The organism is Nakamurella lactea DSM 19367 (assembly GCF_000426645.1).
Lineage (GTDB): Bacteria > Actinomycetota > Actinomycetes > Mycobacteriales > Nakamurellaceae > Nakamurella > Nakamurella lactea.
On record NZ_AUFT01000029.1, the window covers coordinates 1 to 1,456 of the forward strand.

The window sequence follows — 1,456 nt, forward strand, 5'->3', positions numbered from 1 at the left end:
GCCGGTCTGGATCGGGCCTTGTCGCAGGCACTGTTGCCGTGGCGCCTGGACGGGGCGGTGCACGATCCGGGGAAGGTCCTGCTGGACTTGGCGATCGGTCTCGCGTTGGGTGGGGACTGCCTGGCCGACGTCGCGGTGCTCCGCGCCGAACCAGCAGTGTTCGGCCCGGTGGCCTCCGACCCGACGGTGTCACGCACTGTCGACCGGCTCGCCGCTGACGCCGGCCGGGTGCTGGCGGCGATCAACTCCGCGACATCGGCGGTGCGGCAACGGGTGTGGGCGCTGGCCGGTGAGGCGTCACCGGTCCATTCCGCGTCGGCCGAGGCGCCGGTCGTGATCGATCTGGATGCCACCCTGGTCACCTCGCACTCCGACAAACAGCAGGCCGCACCGACCTACAAACGAGGCTTCGGGTTCCATCCGCTGCTCGCCTTCATCGACCATGGGCCCGGCGGCACCGGCGAGCCGGTTGCGGGCTTGTTGCGGGCGGGGAACGCGGGTGCGAATACCGCCGCCGATCACCTGGTCGTGATCCGGGACGCGTTAGGGCAGTTGCCGTTCGGTCCGCGACCGGGCCGGAAGGTGTTGATCCGCACCGACGGCGCCGGCGGCACCCATGAGGTACTGACATGGCTGACCGCCCGCCGGCTGCAGTACTCGGTCGGGTTCGGTCTGAACCCACGACACGTCGCGGCCATCCAGGCATTACCCGACCAGGCATGGACACCGGCCTACAACGCCGACGGCGTGCAGCGGGACGGCGCGTGGGTCGCCGATGTGACCGGGGTGCTGGACCTGACGAGCTGGCCGCCAGGGATGCGGGTGTTGGTGCGGGCCGAACGCCCCCACCCCGGCGCCCAGCTCAGGTTCACCGACCTGGACGGGAACCGGTTGACCGCATTCGCGACGAACACCCGGCGCGGACAGTTGGCCGACCTGGAACTACGACACCGCCGCCGGGCCCGCTGCGAGGACCGTATCCGGGCCGCGAAAGACACCGGACTACGAAACTTCCCGCTGCATGACTTCGCCCAAAACCGGATCTGGCTCGCGATCGTGCAGCTCGCCGGCCAGCTCACCAGCTGGCTGCAAATGCTCGCCCTGGCAGGCACCGAAGCACGCACCTGGGAACCGAAACGGCTGCGGCTACGCCTGTTTTCGATCGCCGGCCGCATCGCCAGACGATCCCGCCGAGTACACCTGCGGCTGTCGGCGCACACACCCTGGGTCCGCCTGATCACCACTGCCATCAGACAGCTGAACCCAGCACCGACCTGACCATCAGAACCCGACCTATCCCGACCTGGCAGCACCACCCCTCGGGCAGTGGAACCCGACGCACCAACCGCGGCGACACGCGGACCACCAGCCACCACCAACCGCAAACGGAAGGAGAAAAGGATCAAGACCCGGCGCCATCAGACCAACCCGGCCGACTCGCGAAAGATCGAGGCTA

The 1,456-nt window shown here is 68.9% G+C and carries 1 protein-coding gene; it reads left to right on the forward strand.

Features of this window, described 5'->3' with window-relative positions; translation table 11 throughout:
* Positions 1–1,278 (forward strand): IS1380 family transposase (locus K340_RS0120940; protein ID WP_029138132.1); only part of this gene is annotated, 1,278 nt, incomplete at its 5' end.
* Positions 1,279–1,456: the final 178 nt, after the last annotated feature.